This is a genomic window from Mycobacterium angelicum (assembly GCF_002086155.1).
Taxonomy (GTDB): domain Bacteria; phylum Actinomycetota; class Actinomycetes; order Mycobacteriales; family Mycobacteriaceae; genus Mycobacterium; species Mycobacterium angelicum.
Genome location: NZ_MVHE01000052.1, coordinates 1 through 14147, shown reverse-complemented (window position 1 = coordinate 14147; position 14147 = coordinate 1). Strand labels below are relative to the sequence as shown.

Below are 14147 nucleotides of genomic sequence, written 5' to 3'. Positions count from 1 at the left end.
GGGTGACTGTAGAGGCCATCCGCTCGGGCATCGAGCTGACCTATGTCGACCGCGACGCCCGCCCCCAAGACGACTTGTTCGGCCACGTGAACGGCCGCTGGCTGACCGAATACGAAATCCCCGCCGACCGTGCCACCGACGGCGCCTTCCGGGTTTTGTTCGACCGGGCCGAGGAGCAGGTGCGCGACCTGATCACCGAAGCGAGCCAGTCCGGCGCCCGGCAAGGCACCGACGAGCAGCGCATCGGCGACCTCTACGCCAGCTTCCTCGACGAGGAAACCGTCGAGCGCCGCGGCGTGCAGCCGCTGCTCGACGAGTTGGCCACCATCGATGCCGCCGCCGACCGGGCCGAGCTGGCCGCAACCGTCGGCGCCCTGCAACGCACCGGGGTGGGCGGTGGCATCGGACTCTACGTCGATACCGATTCCAAAGACTCGACCCGATACCTTGTGTACTTCTCGCAATCGGGCATCGGATTGCCCGACGAGTCCTACTACCGCGAAGCTCAGCACGCCGAGCTGCTGGCCGCCTATCCCGGACATATCGCCCGGATGTTCGGCCTGGTGCTGGGGGGTGATCCCGCCGAACACGCCGACACGGCCGCCCGCATTGTGGCGCTGGAGACCAAACTGGCTGCGGCACACTGGGATGTGGTCAAGCGCCGCGACGCCGAGCTCACCTACAACCTGCGGACGTTCGCGCAGCTGCAGACCGAGGGAGCGGGCTTCGACTGGTCCGCCTGGGTGAACGCACTGGGCAGCACGCCCGAGGCGGTCTCGGAATTGGTTGTGCGCCAACCTGGTTACCTCACCACCTTCGCAGAGTTGTGGGCCGGCGAAGATCTCGAAGACTGGAAGCGCTGGGCGCGCTGGCGGTTGATCCGGGCCCGCGCACCCTGGCTGACCGACGACCTCGTCGCCGCCGACTTCGACTTCTACGGCCGGCAGTTGACCGGCGCCGAGCAGATCCGCGACCGCTGGAAGCGGGCGGTGGCGCTGGTGGAAAGCCTGATGGGCGACGCGGTCGGAAAGCTTTATGTGCAAAGGCATTTCCCGCCGGGCGCCAAAGCCCGCATCGACGCCCTGGTGGCAAACCTGCAGGAGGCCTACCGGATCAGCATCAACGAGCTGGACTGGATGACCCCGCAGACCCGGCAACGCGCGCTGACCAAGCTGGAGAAGTTCACCGCCAAGGTGGGCTATCCGGTCAGCTGGCGGGACTACTCGAAGCTGGTGATCGACCGCGACGACCTATACGGCAACTTCCAGCGCGGCTATGCGGTCAATCACGACCGCGAGCTGGCCAAGCTGGGTGGCCCCGTCGACCGCGACGAATGGTTCATGACCCCGCAAACCGTCAACGCCTACTACAACCCAGGCATGAACGAAATCGTCTTTCCCGCAGCGATTCTGCAGCCGCCGTTCTTCGACGCTGAGGCCGACGACGCCGCCAACTACGGCGGCATCGGCGCGGTGATCGGACACGAGATCGGGCACGGCTTCGACGACCAGGGCGCCAAATACGACGGCGACGGCAATCTGGTCGACTGGTGGACCGACGACGACCGCACCGAATTCGGCGCCCGCACCAAAGCGCTGATCGAGCAGTACGAGACATACACCCCGCGCGCCCTCGACGGCGGCCACCATGTCAATGGCGCGTTCACCGTCGGCGAGAACATCGGCGACCTGGGTGGGCTGTCCATCGCGTTGCTGGCCTACCAGCTGTCGCGCAACGGCGAGCCCGCTCCGGTCATCGACGGCCTGACCGGGGTGCAGCGCGTGTTCTTCGGCTGGGCCCAGGTGTGGCGGACGAAATCCCGTGACGCTGAGGCGATCCGGCGATTGGCGGTGGACCCGCACTCACCGCCGGAATTCCGGTGCAACGGCGTCATCCGCAACGTCGACGCGTTCTACGAGGCGTTCGACGTCAGCGAGGACGACGCGCTGTTCCTCGAACCGCAACGCCGCGTCCGAATCTGGAACTAGCCCAGGTACTCCGACTCCAGCACCAGGTCGGGTAGCGCTTGGTATTCCACCCGCGCCTCATGCTCGACGGTGTTCCATAGGATGCCTTGTTGCCCGCTCATGTATGCGCGGTAAAGGGGCGAGCCGGGCCACATGACGTTGTCCGCAACCACGATCGAGCCCGGGTGCAGCCAGTCGCGGTCCAAGAGGTGCTGCAGGTCGGCCAAATAGGCTTCTTTGTCGTGGTCGATGAACACGAAATCGAGCTTGCCGCAACCGAATCCGTATTCGTTGGCCAGTGTGTCGAGGGTGCGGCCGCCGTCGCCGATGGTGCCCACCACACACGTCACCCGGTCGGCGACGCCGGCGTGTGCCCAGATCCGTCTGGCGTTGGCGGCGTTCGCTTCGGCGAACTCGATGGAATACACCTTGGCCGTGGGCGCGGTTCGAGCGATCCGCAGCGCGCCGTATCCACAGTAGGTTCCCAATTCGAGCGCCAGTGCCGGGTCGGCGCGCCGCACCGCGGCATCGAGCAGCGGCCCCTTCTGATCGCCGACGTTGATCAAAAGCGCCTTCTCGTAAGCGAACTTGTCGAGAGCCGCCAGCGCATCGTCGACGTCGCCGGCGCGAGCGTGCTCGAGTACGTAGTCGACGGCCGCCGCTTCGCGCCCGTCGCCGATCTGGCCGGTCGCCGGGATATTGCGCAGTTCCATCAACAGCGACCAGGAAGAGCGATCGTCTGCGGTCATCTGGGTGAAAAACGAATCGGCAGATGTTGTAGCGCGGCGTTTAGCCGCGGCCGGTCGGTATATGCCAGCGGGTCCGCCAATACCTCGGCCGCTTCGTCCCTCGTCTTCGCACTCATCGATGTGGCTTCCTGCCATGCTCGTATTTGAGGCCACAAGCCTGCTGTAACCGGCTTCGGCGCCGGCATGGTTGAGGAATTTATCAGGGGCTGGTAGGTGGACGGCATGGGAGAATCAGCAATTCGCGGTTGTGGAAACGGCCAACGTGCACATCACGCGACGCTAGGAAATTCGCGGGCCGGTGTCTAGTAGTAGTTTCCGAATAATCGCTTGCGCTAGGCGCAAGCCTCGATATGGGCCGGCACGTGCTTGTGCCATGGCGTGCCGGCGTAGGGGTCGCGCCATTCGGTAGAGGTCAGCGCGTTGGGCGCCACGCCCGGAATTACGGTGCGACCGTCCTCGGCAACGTAGTCGAGCCCAAAACCGTTGGGCAGGGCGGCATGTCCGGCCAGCATCGTCTCGTTGATCTCGACGGTCGCCTCCGCGCTGCCGGCCGCGGTGGTGATGCGGGCCCGGCCGCCGTCGACGAGCCCGAGGGTCTGGGCGTCTTCGACGCTGACCCGCAGCGCCCCGTCGGCGTCGCGCTTGCGCCAGGACGGGTCCCGGAAGATGTCATTGGCGGTGTAGGCGCGGCGTTCACCCACTGACAACACGATCGGCATTTCGGCAGTGGTCAGCTGCTGGGGCTCGGATCGCAGCGCCCGGATGTCGTCCAGCATGTCGGGGATTTCCAGTGCGATCTTGCGATCGGAGTGGCTGATCAGCGCGAAGTCGTCCGCGTAGTTGTGGACGGTGAACGTCACCCCCGACGGACTGTTGAGGATCGCGTCGAACAGTGCGTTGCCGTCGGCGTGGCCGGCCCGCCGGACGGCCTCCGGGTAGGTCATCGCCGTCTTCTGAGCCAGCCCCCACAGCGCGGCCGCGCCGGCCAGTCCGTCCGGCAGCGTCGGACCCAGCGTTTCGTAGAGCACGTAGGGCAGCAGCTTGGCCACCGTGGGGTTCGACCCCATTTCGCCTAGGAAAGCCGCCGTGTACGCCTCGCGGCCTTGCTCGGCCGCTTCGCGCAGCGGACGCAGATCGGCATCGGTGACCACACCGAGCGCGCGCACCAACCGCGCCCAGATCTCCGGCTCGGGCAAGGTTCCCGGCAGCGGTTCGAGCAACGGCCGACGTAACTGAAAACCGTTGTGCGGGAACTCGAAATTGAAGAAGGTGGCTTCCGGCTTCTCGAACTGCGAGGCGGCCGGCAGTACGTAGTGGGCCAGCCGGGCCGTCTCGGTCATCGCGACGTCGACGACCACCATCAACTCCAGCGACTGAAAAGCCTTGCGGCAAGCGGCCGAATCGGCCAGCGAGTGCGCGGGGTTGCCACTTTCGACGATCATCGCCCGGAATCGGTCCGGATGGTCGGTCAGGATCTCCTCGGGGACGGCATTGGCCGGGATCAACCCCGCGATGATGGGCGCGCCGGTGACCGGAGTGCGGCCCGAGACCGTACTGAACAGCGGTGCTAACGACGAATGCAGGTGCTGGCCACCCTTTTTCGCGAAGTTGCCGGTGAGGATCCACAGCATCTTGTTGAGATAGGAGCACAGCGTGCTGTTGGGTCCTTGCTGAACGCCGAGGTCTTCGAACACCGAGACGCTGTCAGCCGCACCGATGCGCCGCGCCGCCGCACGCAACAACTCCTCGTCCACGCCGCACCGTTGCGCGTAGTCGGCGATCGGGACTTCGCGCAGCACCTCGCGCACGGCCTCGGCGCCGCGCACGTTTTCAGCGAGAAATGCTTCGTCACAAAGGTTTTCCTGGACCAGCACGGCGGCCAGGGCCGCCAGGCACCAGGCGTCGGTGCCAGGCCGCGCGCGCAGGTGGAAGTCGGCCATCTTCGCGGTGTCGGTGACGACGGGATCGATGACGATCATCGACCGCGCCGGATCCTTGGCTATCCCGTTGAGCACCACCCTGGCCCGCGGGAAGCTCTGCGACATCCACGGATTCTTGCCGACGAATACCGACACTTCGGCGTGCTCGAACTCGCCACGGGTGTGGCCGCCGTAGAGCTGCGCGTCCACCCATGCTTCTCCGGTTTTCTCCTGCGCCAATGCATTTGACCGGTACCGTGCGCCCAGGGCCTTCAGGAATGCGCCGCTGTAGGCGCCGCCCAGATGGTTGCCCTGCCCGCCGCCGCCGTAGTAGAAGATCTTGTCGCCGCCGTAGACGTCGCGGATGCGCTTGAATCCTTCGGCGATCTCGACAATCGCGGTGTCCCAGTCGATCTCCTCGTAGGTCCCGTCCGGGCGGCGGCGCATCGGCGAGGTCAACCGGGCGCGGTTGTTCTGATAGTGGTCCAGCCGCAAGGCCTTATTGCAGGTATAGCCCTGCGATCCGGGATGTTCCTTGTCGCCGCGGATGCGGGCCAGCCGGCGATCCTCCACCTGCACCACGATGCCGCAGTTGCATTCGCACAGGATGCAGGCCGTGTGCTGCCATTCAGTGGTGGTCATCGCGGGTCCCTTCCGGCAGTTGAGCCAGCAGCAGGTTGCGCAGCTGGTTGCGCATGGCATCAAGGGGCCTCAGGTCGCGCCGGACCCGGGCCAGTATCAGGGCGCCTTCCAGCGTCGAGGTGGCCAGTACCGCCAATTCGCCGGCCTGGTCGGGCGCGATGCCGTCGGCGACGAAACGCTGGGCGAGCAGGTCGCACCAGCGGTCGAATACGGCGGCCGCACGCTCGACCACCGGGGCCATCCGCTCCCGGTCGGCCGGCTCCCCCGCCTCAACGGATACCGCCGCAATGGGACAGCCAGCACGAAAGTCACTGCCCTGCAATTGTTTACGGTACTTCTCGTGCAGGATGTCGAGCAGCTCAAGGCTTCCGGAGGCCTGTTCGATGATGGCGGCGACATGTTCGCCGGCCAGGTCGACCGCCTCGGTCAGCAGCTGGGTACGACCGCCGGGGAAGTAGTGGTAGGCCGACCCGCGCGGCGCCCCACTGTGCTCCAGCACGTCTGAGATCGCCGTGGCGTGCGCGCCGCGCTCCCTGATCAGCAGCGCGGCCGAGATCACCATTCGTTCGCGTGGGGTCGGCATATGTATGATGCTATACATAACCCGCGCGCACGCAAGAGGATGCTCACCCTAAGTTCGTGAAAGCTGCTGCATGGTCGCCGACCCAGTGGGTGAGCAGCAGCGCCAGTGTTGTCGTGTTGAGCGTCAAGAAGCCAATGGCGAGGGCAAATTGCGCCGTGTAGTCGTGGGCGAGCACGTGCGTGTAGACGGCACACACGAAGAACAGCACGAGCCCTATCGCCGCCGCGACGCCGACCGGCCGTAGCCCGGCCAAACCGGCCGCCAGCCCGATCGCTCCGGCCGTCTTCAGCGTGCCGATGGGAAAGGTCAGCCATGATTCCGGGACACCGGCACGGGCCATGCCAGGCAGTATCGCCCGCAAGTGAAGCAGAGCGGCCACGCCGGAAAATCCGTTGGCCGCAATGGCAATCAGGGTGACGGTCAGAGTTGCGGTGGTCATGACAGGTTCCGTTCTGCTAGTAGGCGACACCGATGGCTTGGCGGACCGTTTCGGCTTGCTCCACGACGGTGAGCATCGCGTGAGCGACATCGGCGCGAGATATCGCCGAGCCGCGGACAACATCGGCGCCCGGGGCCGTTCGATAGGCGCCGGTGAGCGGTGCGTCGGTAAGCCCGGGTGGCCGCACCACGGTCCAGGCAATGCGACTGCGGCGTAGGTCGGCCTCCATCTGGGCCCGCCACCGCGGTGTCTTTGCGGCCGTGCGGCCCCACCGCCGACAACACCGCGTCGCATCCGCGCAGCGCCGGCAATAGGAGGTGGGGCCTTTCTAGTCCCGGAGCGGTCTGCACGGTCCGCGCGGCCCCGCTGACGCGCAATCGGCCGACATCGCGAACCCCTGCTGTTACGGCGTGGCCGCGCTGCAGCGCCTGCGCCACAACGTGTCTGCCGACACCGCCGGTGGCGCCGAACACGGTGATCTTCATGTTGCCTCCAATTGGGATTGAACTCCCCGCAACCATCGATCGTTTAGGTATGTAACATGACTATCATGTAATGTGACGATATGTGTCAAGGGCTGGTCGCACCGTTCGCTTTGTGCGCTCCGCATTATTGTCACGACGAGTGATAATCATTGCCTACGCTTGAGCGAGGGAGACCTGATGGAACTGGTCGTCTTTGGAGCCTGCGGCCAGACCGGCGATCTGGCGGACTACCTGGTGGCACTGGCCGCCGTTCCCTCCGCAGTAGGCCAGAGCGTCATTGTCTCGACCGTCGAGAACACCCCCAGCGTTTGGCAGTTGATCCGGCGGGAGGCCGGCTCCCGGCCGCCGAACCCCGAGGAAGCAAGGCGATGACGACCTGCGCGACGAGCCGAACGGACTGAAATCCGTTGCGGGCCGGCTGCTTAGCGCGCACCCGCCGACAGATGCACGCTGATTATCGGTGCGACTCGTTCCATAAGCTCGTCCTTTGATGCTGAGGCTATCGGCTCCACTTGCAAGATGTAGCGCAGGTAGGCGACGCCCAGGAGCTGGGCCATGGCCAAGTCGATTCGCAGCTCGGCATCCGGACCCGAAAGCGGCTCGGCCAGTTGAGGATACAGCTGGCCATGCAAGAATTCGCGCACCAGGGCCGCCGATTCCTCATGTGTGGCAGCGCCACGCAGGATCGCCAGCAGCGGTGCACGCGAGTCCGGGCGTTCCCATGCCTCGAAAAACACCCGCGTCAGGCGGGCGGCGATCTCGCCGCGATCACCACCGGTGATGCGCGCACTCACCTGCGCCGGGTCGAAGGGCCATCCCATGGTTGCCCGGAACAGTTCCGCCTTGCTGCCGAAGTAGTGGCGAATCAGCCCGGGATCCACGCCGGCGGCGGCCGCGATGTCGCGTACCGAGGTCTTGTCATAACCGGCCTCGGCAAATAGCCGTCGAGCGGTCGTGACGATCGCGTTGCGGGTGTCGGGTCTGCCGGGGCGCCGGCCAATGGGTCGCATGACGGGACAAACTCTACAGCCGTTGACTTCCGCAGGCCCGCCGCATTAGCCTGGCCACATAAACTCTACAAGTGAGGAGTTTCGTGAAATGCCTGCGCCACGCTGGGTTGCCCGCGCCAACAAGATCGGGCTCAACCGGCTCACCAAGTTCATCGCGCCGTGGGCGCCGGGATGGGCGGTCGTCATACACCGGGGACGCAAATCGGGCCGCGTGTTTCGGACCCCGCTGTGGGCCTTCCGCCGCGCCGACGGGTATGTGATCGCGCTGACGTACGGGCACGATGCGGACTGGGTACGAAACGTACTCGCCGCGGGCGGCTGCGAGTTGCAAACCAGGCGCCGTGCCTTGCAACTCGGCAACCCGGTGCTCTACCACGACGAAAGCGCGCGCGACATGCCGCCGGTCATCCGGTTCGCGCTCCGCCGGGTGCTCAAGGCGCCGGAGTTTCTGCGGCTCGATGTGGTCCGCGAACTGGCCGCCACAAGCTGATCCAGTTAGCGGCGCTCAGATATGCGGGGGTGCACTCCGGGAATCAGTTCAACGCCGGCGGCCATGCGCCGCAACAGCTTTCGCAAGGTGTCACGCTCGGCCGAAGACAGCGGCGCGCACATCTCGTCGTCGAGCCCACAACCGGACTCATCGAGGGCCGGCAGCAGGCGGCGGGCCTTGTCGGTCAGGGTGACCGCGAACGCACGCCGGTCGTCGGGGTGTCGCAGTCGTTTCACCAGACGCTTGCGCTCGAGTTCATCGATGACGGTCACCATCACGTTGCGGTGGATGCCCAACCGGGACGAAAGCTGCCGCTGTGATTGGCCGTCATCGGCCGCCAACGCCATCAGAACCGCATAGGACCTTGGTTCCACCCCACTGGGCGCCAGTCGGCGGTTGAACTCCCCGTCGCTGTAGGACCCGAGCTGCGAGAGGAGAAACGCGATGCGTTCATCCAATGCGGTGATGCCGACCGGGGGTTCAGCCATTCGCCAACAATAGCAGTATCGATGATCGTCACCAGCGAGGAATATCATCGATCGTGACAATCGATGGCGTGGCAAGCGCTAGATTTGCCAGTCCTGGGCGCCGTCGTTCTTGTTGTAGGTGCCCACGGAGTTCTTCACCACGATGGGATCACCACTGCCGAAGTTGTCGAAGAACCACTTCGCGTTGGCCGGGCCCAGGTTGATGCAGCCGTGGCTGACATCGCGCCGGCCCTGATCGCCCACCGACCACGGCGCGCTGTGCACAAAGTTGCCACTGTTGTCGATCCGGACCGCATCCGAGACCGTCACCTTGTAGCCGTTGGGCGAGTTGACCGGAACCCCGTACGTCGAGGAATCCATCACCACCGTCGGCATCTTCTCCAGCACGTAGTAGGTGCCGTTCGGGGTCTGGTGTCCCCCCGAGGCCATCCCCATCGACATCGGGAAGGTCTGTACCACCGCGCCATTGCGCGTGATCGTCATCTGGTGCGTCGCGTCGTCGGCGGTGGCCACCAGTGCATCACCGGTGTGAAAGGTCGAGACGGTACCGGCCGCATCGATGGTCACCTGGGTGTTGGCCGGCCAGAACTGCAGCGGGCGCCAGCGCACCTGGCTCGGGGTCATCCAGTAGAACTTGCCCGGCACCGGCGGAATCGACGAGATGTGAATGGCGCGCTCGGCCATCGCCTGGTCGGCGATCGGCACCGCGAAGTTGATGATGATCGGCTTGGCCACCCCCACCATCGCGCCGTTGACCGGGTTGAACGTCGGCGGACGGAACGGCGGGTTGCCGACAAACGGCGTCGGATCCTGTCCGGCGACCGGGCCCACGGGTGCCGCCAGCGGGTCGGCCGGCGGCGGAGCGAGCGGATCGGGCAGCGGCGGCAGCGCCAACGGGTCCGGCGCGGGTGGATCCGCGGGTGCAACGACGCCCGGGTCGGCGGGTGCGTCCTCAGGGTCGGCCAGGGCCGGGCCGGTGCCCAGCACCAGCACCGCAAGCACCCCGGCGGCGTTCAGAGCGGCGAAGAGGCGCCCCCTCGTGCGGACCTTTGTCCAGCGCGACATATGCCATCCCTCCAGTCACATTGGTGACCAGTCTGGCATAGTTAGGCGCCCCACTACCCGTTCAGCGGCCCGCGCAGACCCGCTCAGCGCCCACTCGCACGCCGCTGACCAGCGGCTTTCATGGCTCCTGTGAAATTGTCGCGGCGGCCCTGCCCGGAACCTCTATCAGCCGCTGGACCGCCGCCATCCCCAGCAGCGCGACACCCATCAAGCCCGCCGACGCGGTCAGCATCATCGCCACACTGCGCTCATACAACAGCCCGCCGGCCAGCGACCCGGCCATGATGCCGACCTGAAACGCCGTCACGTACAAGCCCGAGGCGCCGTCGGGGTCGTCGGCCCCGCTCCGCATTGCCGCCGATTGCAGCATCGGCGACACCGCATTGGCCATGGCTCCCCACAGCACGATGCCGGCCGTTCCCAGCACCAGCGCGATTGCCGCGGTGCCGGACGCACCGAAAGCCAGCGCGGCCAGCAGCGCCAGCGCGCCTGTCAGGCCGGCCATGCAGACGATGATCGCGCCGTTGGGCCGCCGGTCGAGCTGTCGCGCCACCAGGGCCACCGCGATCACACCGGCGACACCGTAAGCGGCCAGCAACCAGGCCTGGCTCGGTCCGCGCACGCCGACGACGTGGCGCAGAATCACCACGATGTAGGTGTAGGAGACGAAATGCCCGGTGACGCCGACCATGGTGATCAGGCTGACCAGAACCAGCCGCCGATTGCGGTGGTGATGCGCCCGCGTGCCCACATGCTGCAGCTCGTCGGCGTTCAGCTCCATCTCCGGTAGCACCAGCCACGCCGCCACGGTCACGAAGGCAGCCGCGACGGTGATGCATCCCGCGGCCAGCCGCCAGCCCCACATCAGGCTCAAAGCGACCGTGAGCGGGCTGCCCACCACCAGCGCGAGGCTCGTTCCGATGAAAGTCGATGTCATTGCACGCCCGGCGTGACTGGGCGGCACCAGCCGGGTGGCCAGCGGCGCGATCACCGACCACAGCAACCCGTGCGTCACCGCGCACAGCACCCGTCCGGCGGCCAGCACCGCGAAGTTAGGCGCCAGCGCCGAGATGAGCTGCGAAACGGTCAGGCAAATCAGGCTGACCAACAGCGCCCGCCGGCGCGGCCAGTGCGCCGTCCAGCGCACCAACGGAACCGTCGTCAACGCCGCGACCAGCGCATACCAGGACAACAGCGTCCCCACCAGCACCACACTGACGTGCAGGTTGCGCGCCATCGCCGAAAGCGCGCCCACCGGCAGGATCTCGGCGGTGACATAGATGAAGGCGGCCGCGGCCAGCACAGCCAGCTGCGCAGCGATCCGTGGCGTCCACGGGCGTGCGGCGGTGGCGGGTATTGCGGCTTCGGTAGTCATAGCGGGGCGTGCCCACAACCGTACGCATTGCGGTAACGGCGGTTTCGCAACACGCCCAGGGGCGTACCCCAGTCAATCAGGAACGAACCAGGCGGGCGATGGCCGCCGACGCTTCGGCCAGCTTGCCGTCGGCCTCGGCACCGCCCTCGGCCACCGCACGCGTGACGCAGTGGCTCAGGTGCTCGTCTAGCAGATTCAGCGCCACCGACCGCAGCGCGCTATTGACCGCGCTGATCTGCGTCAACACGTCAATGCAGTACTTGTCCTCGTCGATCATCCGCGCGATACCGCGGACCTGACCCTCGATGCGACGCAGCCGCTTGGCGTAGTTGTCCTTCTCCTGCGTATATCCGTGTGGCGCCGTCATACCCGGCATCTTACCCCATACCCCAGCGGGGTATTAGCGCCGGTCAGCGGCGGATTCTAGGCGGATTTTTTTGCGATGCCGACGCACCGCATACTGGTGCTATGCCCGAACGCGAGCCCGAACGCGAGCCCGAACGCGAGCCCGAAGCCGAGCCCGAAGCCGACATAAAGCCCCGCAGTCGCGACGTCACCGACGGCCTGGAGAAGGCCGCCGCCCGGGGGATGCTGCGCGCGGTAGGCATGGGCGACGAGGACTTCGCCAAACCGCAGATCGGCGTCGCGTCGTCGTGGAACGAGATCACCCCGTGCAACCTCTCGCTGGACCGGCTGGCCAAAGCGGTCAAGGAGGGGGTGTTCGCGGCGGGCGGCTATCCGCTGGAGTTCGGCACGATCTCGGTGTCCGACGGCATCTCGATGGGCCACGAGGGCATGCACTTCTCGCTGGTGTCGCGCGAGGTGATCGCCGACAGCGTGGAGACCGTGATGCAGGCCGAACGGCTGGACGGTTCGGTGCTGCTGGCCGGCTGCGACAAATCGCTGCCCGGCATGCTGATGGCCGCGGCCCGCCTGGACCTGGCGGCGGTCTTCCTCTACGCGGGCTCCATCCTGCCCGGAGTCGCCAAGCTGTCCGACGGCAGCGAGCGCGAGGTCACCATCATCGACGCCTTCGAAGCGGTGGGTGCCTGTGCGCGCGGGCTGATGCCGCGCGAAGACGTCGACGCCATCGAGCGGGCGATCTGCCCCGGCGAGGGCGCGTGCGGCGGCATGTACACCGCTAACACCATGGCCAGCGCCGCCGAAGCCCTCGGCATGTCGCTGCCGGGCAGCGCCGCACCCCCGGCCACCGACCGCCGCCGCGACGGCTTCGCGCGCCGCAGCGGCCAGGCCGTCGTCGAGTTGCTGCGGCGCGGCATCACCGCCCGCGACATCCTCACCCGCGAGGCTTTCGAGAACGCGATCGCGGTGGTGATGGCATTCGGCGGCTCGACCAACGCGGTGCTGCACCTGCTGGCCATCGCCCACGAGGCCGACGTCACGCTGACCCTCGACGACTTCAGCCGTATCGGCTCCAAGGTCCCGCACCTGGCCGACGTCAAACCGTTCGGCCGCCACGTGATGTCGCACGTCGACCACATCGGCGGTGTGCCGGTGGTAATGAAGGCGCTGCTGGACGCGGGCCTGCTGCACGGAGATTGCCTGACGGTGACCGGCCAGACCGTCGCGCAGAACCTGGCCTCCATCGCCCCGCCGGACCCCGACGGCAAGGTGCTGCGGGCGCTGGACAACCCCATCCATCCGACCGGCGGCATCACCATCCTGCGCGGTTCGCTGGCGCCCGAAGGGGCGGTGGTCAAGACGGCCGGTTTCGATTCCGAGGTGTTCGAAGGCACCGCAAGGGTTTTCGACGGCGAACGCGCCGCGCTGGACGCCCTCGAGGACGGCACCATCACCAACGGCGACGCGGTGGTCATCCGCTACGAGGGCCCCAAGGGCGGCCCCGGGATGCGCGAGATGCTGGCCATCACCGGCGCGATCAAAGGCGCGGGGCTGGGCAAGGACGTGCTGCTGCTGACCGACGGCCGGTTCTCCGGCGGAACGACCGGTCTGTGCGTGGGACACATCGCGCCCGAGGCCGTCGACGCCGGCCCGATCGCGTTCCTGCGCGACGGCGACCGGATCCGCCTCGATGTCAGCACCCGCACCCTCGACGTACTCACCGATCCGGCCGAATTCGAGTCCCGGAAAAAGGATTTCACTCCGCCACCGCCGCGCTATAAGACCGGTGTGCTGGCCAAGTACGTCAAGCTGGTCGGCTCGGCCGCGATCGGGGCGGTCTGCGGGTAGCTGATTTCCAGCCACGCCGTCAATTTCCGGCGATACCATCCCGGGGTGACTCATGTATTGGTCTCACCCGAAAGCATGGCCGCGGTGGCCGGGGATGTGCGCGGCATCGGCGCGCTGCTGACCAACGGGAACGCCGCGGCGGCCCGCGCCACCACGAACCTCGCCAGCGCGGCGGCCGACGAGATTTCCACGGCCGTCGCGGCGCTGTTCTCCCAGCACGCGACGAACTACCAGACGTTGGCCGGCCAGGCCGCGGCATTCCATGACCAATTCACGAATACCCTACTGGCCGGGGCGAATTCGTATGCCTCCGCTGAGGCCGCCAACGCCGTGGACGGATTGCTGGCGGTCATCAACGCACCCACCCAGGCGCTGCTGGGCCGCCCGCTGATCGGCAACGGCGCCAACGGCACCACCGTCAACGGTGTCGGGACGGCCGGCGGCGCAGGCGGGATCTTGTACGGCAACGGCGGTAACGGCGGCGTCAGCACCAACACCGGAGCCGTCGGCGGCGCCGGCGGGTCGGCCGGCCTGATCGGCAACGGCGGCATCGGCGGGCAAGGCGGGGCCGGCGCGACCGGCGGAGCCGGCGGCAATGCCGGGTTCTTGTGGGGAACGGGCGGGGCCGGTGGCGTCGGCGGCACCGGTGTCACGGGTGCCGCGGGCGCCGTCGGCGGCACCGGCGGCACCGGCGGGGCCGGTGGTGGCGCCAGCTGGTTTGGCG

The 14147-nt window shown here is 67.0% G+C and carries 14 protein-coding genes and 1 pseudogene; 5 read left to right on the top strand and 10 right to left on the bottom strand.

Annotated features, from left to right (window positions below):
• The first annotated feature begins 2 nt into the window (after positions 1-2).
• A complete protein-coding gene (locus tag BST12_RS22135; RefSeq protein WP_083115407.1) occupies positions 3-1988 on the top strand; it encodes a M13 family metallopeptidase in 1986 nt (661 codons plus the stop codon).
• On the opposite strand, the gene BST12_RS22130 is transcribed toward BST12_RS22135, so the two are convergent.
• The 5 genes and pseudogenes from BST12_RS22130 to BST12_RS22110 all read right to left on the bottom strand — a co-directional run bounded on the left by BST12_RS22130 (position 1985) and on the right by BST12_RS22110 (position 6784).
• Positions 1985-2716 (bottom strand): O-methyltransferase, encoded by a 732-nt coding sequence (locus tag BST12_RS22130; RefSeq protein ID WP_083115406.1) that lies wholly within the window; start codon positions 2714-2716, stop codon positions 1985-1987. The genes BST12_RS22135 and BST12_RS22130 overlap by 4 nt on opposite strands.
• A gap of 332 nt (positions 2717-3048) precedes the next feature.
• Positions 3049-5277 carry a molybdopterin-dependent oxidoreductase gene (locus BST12_RS22125; RefSeq protein WP_083115405.1) on the bottom strand — a complete coding sequence of 743 codons (2229 nt, stop codon included), beginning with the start codon at positions 5275-5277 and terminating at the stop codon, positions 3049-3051.
• Entirely contained in the window at positions 5264-5860 is a 597-nt protein-coding gene (locus tag BST12_RS22120) for a TetR/AcrR family transcriptional regulator (RefSeq protein ID WP_083115404.1), read from the bottom strand. The genes BST12_RS22125 and BST12_RS22120 overlap by 14 nt, the downstream gene beginning before the upstream one ends.
• A gap of 43 nt (positions 5861-5903) precedes the next feature.
• Positions 5904-6299 carry a DoxX family protein gene (locus tag BST12_RS22115; protein WP_083115403.1) on the bottom strand — a complete coding sequence of 132 codons (396 nt, stop codon included), beginning with the start codon at positions 6297-6299 and terminating at the stop codon, positions 5904-5906.
• A 16-nt stretch (positions 6300-6315) separates the two neighbouring features.
• Positions 6316-6784: pseudogene (locus BST12_RS22110) on the bottom strand (NAD(P)-dependent oxidoreductase).
• Between the two features lie 177 nt (positions 6785-6961).
• On the opposite strand from BST12_RS22110, the gene BST12_RS22105 reads away from it, so the two are divergent.
• Complete coding sequence (locus tag BST12_RS22105; RefSeq protein WP_083115402.1) at positions 6962-7156, top strand: hypothetical protein; 195 nt, start codon at positions 6962-6964, stop codon at positions 7154-7156.
• 50 nt (positions 7157-7206) lie between these two features.
• Here the strand turns inward: BST12_RS22105 and BST12_RS22100 are convergent, their stop codons facing one another.
• Complete coding sequence (locus BST12_RS22100; RefSeq protein WP_083115401.1) at positions 7207-7794, bottom strand: TetR/AcrR family transcriptional regulator; 588 nt, start codon at positions 7792-7794, stop codon at positions 7207-7209.
• Between the two features lie 88 nt (positions 7795-7882).
• Between BST12_RS22100 and BST12_RS22095 the strand changes: the two genes are divergently transcribed.
• Entirely contained in the window at positions 7883-8284 is a 402-nt protein-coding gene (locus BST12_RS22095) for a nitroreductase family deazaflavin-dependent oxidoreductase (protein ID WP_083115400.1), read from the top strand.
• Positions 8285-8289: 5 nt separating this feature from the next.
• Here the strand turns inward: BST12_RS22095 and BST12_RS22090 are convergent, their stop codons facing one another.
• From BST12_RS22090 to ricR, 4 genes are all read right to left on the bottom strand, one after another.
• Complete coding sequence (locus BST12_RS22090) at positions 8290-8772, bottom strand: MarR family winged helix-turn-helix transcriptional regulator (RefSeq protein ID WP_083115399.1); 483 nt, start codon at positions 8770-8772, stop codon at positions 8290-8292.
• Between the two features lie 78 nt (positions 8773-8850).
• On the bottom strand, positions 8851-9837 hold the full coding sequence (locus tag BST12_RS22085; RefSeq protein ID WP_083115398.1) for a L,D-transpeptidase: 987 nt from the start codon (positions 9835-9837) through the stop codon (positions 8851-8853).
• A gap of 118 nt (positions 9838-9955) precedes the next feature.
• Positions 9956-11212 carry an MFS transporter gene (locus tag BST12_RS22080; RefSeq protein ID WP_083115397.1) on the bottom strand — a complete coding sequence of 419 codons (1257 nt, stop codon included), beginning with the start codon at positions 11210-11212 and terminating at the stop codon, positions 9956-9958.
• Between the two features lie 76 nt (positions 11213-11288).
• Positions 11289-11579, bottom strand: coding sequence for a copper-sensing transcriptional repressor RicR (ricR, locus tag BST12_RS22075; RefSeq protein ID WP_083115427.1), 291 nt, complete (start codon positions 11577-11579; stop codon positions 11289-11291).
• A gap of 101 nt (positions 11580-11680) precedes the next feature.
• Here ricR and ilvD point away from each other — a divergent pair, with 101 nt between their 5' ends.
• Both ilvD and BST12_RS22065 read left to right on the top strand, forming a co-directional pair.
• Positions 11681-13423, top strand: coding sequence for a dihydroxy-acid dehydratase (gene ilvD, locus BST12_RS22070; RefSeq protein WP_083115396.1), 1743 nt, complete (start codon positions 11681-11683; stop codon positions 13421-13423).
• Positions 13424-13468: 45 nt separating this feature from the next.
• Positions 13469-14147: PE family protein (locus BST12_RS22065; RefSeq protein WP_139801837.1), on the top strand; the 679-nt coding region annotated here is incomplete at its 3' end.

Coding starts and splice junctions, on each gene's coding strand:
- BST12_RS22130 (WP_083115406.1), bottom strand. CDS start 2,716: ATGACCGCAGACGATCGCTCTTCCTGGTCGCTGTTGATGGAACTGCGC.
- BST12_RS22125 (WP_083115405.1), bottom strand. CDS start 5,277: ATGACCACCACTGAATGGCAGCACACGGCCTGCATCCTGTGCGAATGC.
- BST12_RS22120 (WP_083115404.1), bottom strand. CDS start 5,860: ATGCCGACCCCACGCGAACGAATGGTGATCTCGGCCGCGCTGCTGATC.
- BST12_RS22115 (WP_083115403.1), bottom strand. CDS start 6,299: ATGACCACCGCAACTCTGACCGTCACCCTGATTGCCATTGCGGCCAAC.
- BST12_RS22105 (WP_083115402.1), top strand. CDS start 6,962: ATGGAACTGGTCGTCTTTGGAGCCTGCGGCCAGACCGGCGATCTGGCG.
- BST12_RS22100 (WP_083115401.1), bottom strand. CDS start 7,794: ATGCGACCCATTGGCCGGCGCCCCGGCAGACCCGACACCCGCAACGCG.
- BST12_RS22095 (WP_083115400.1), top strand. CDS start 7,883: ATGCCTGCGCCACGCTGGGTTGCCCGCGCCAACAAGATCGGGCTCAAC.
- BST12_RS22090 (WP_083115399.1), bottom strand. CDS start 8,772: ATGGCTGAACCCCCGGTCGGCATCACCGCATTGGATGAACGCATCGCG.
- BST12_RS22085 (WP_083115398.1), bottom strand. CDS start 9,837: ATGTCGCGCTGGACAAAGGTCCGCACGAGGGGGCGCCTCTTCGCCGCT.
- BST12_RS22080 (WP_083115397.1), bottom strand. CDS start 11,212: ATGACTACCGAAGCCGCAATACCCGCCACCGCCGCACGCCCGTGGACG.
- ricR (WP_083115427.1), bottom strand. CDS start 11,579: ATGACGGCGCCACACGGATATACGCAGGAGAAGGACAACTACGCCAAG.
- ilvD (WP_083115396.1), top strand. CDS start 11,681: ATGCCCGAACGCGAGCCCGAACGCGAGCCCGAACGCGAGCCCGAAGCC.